The following is a 440-nucleotide window of genomic DNA, read 5'->3' on the forward strand; positions in this document are numbered from 1 at the left end:
GTCGTTTTACCACCATTGTGTGTTGCGAACCACCCGAGCCGTTGCTTATAGACCGCAATGGATCCCTGCACCGTTCATACGCGCTAATTATCCCTGGTGAAGCGTCCAGGGTCACTGACATCAATCCTCAGGTAGCGCCTTTTGCGACCGCCCAGTCGGACCCCTACCGGATATATTTCCAGGGCCTTGAAATGCTGTCCTGCATCGCGCTGGTCGATGTAGTATCATGCGGCATCGCCAATCAGGCAGCCACAACCGCGAGTATGGAAGCGCAGAACCGGTTTCCTGGCGCCACATCACTCCGCAATGGAAAGGGCGATGCTTTTCGGCACTGCTCGTGGAATGCCCTGATGACGATGAGAATCGGTGCAGATGCAGCTGAACGCATTGCTACTAACCACGAAACTGTCGCTCAGGGGCCAGCGGATGAGACCCGCTCA

At 56.1% G+C, this 440-nt stretch carries 1 pseudogene; it reads left to right on the top strand.

The features are described 5' to 3' along the window. Positions 1–440: pseudogene (locus tag QKE52_RS13370) on the top strand (hypothetical protein); the annotation flags it as partial.

The sequence above is a fragment of the Corynebacterium sp. c25Ua_47 genome (genome assembly GCF_039907205.1).
In the GTDB taxonomy this organism is placed as follows: Bacteria; Actinomycetota; Actinomycetes; order Mycobacteriales; family Mycobacteriaceae; genus Corynebacterium; species Corynebacterium hiratae.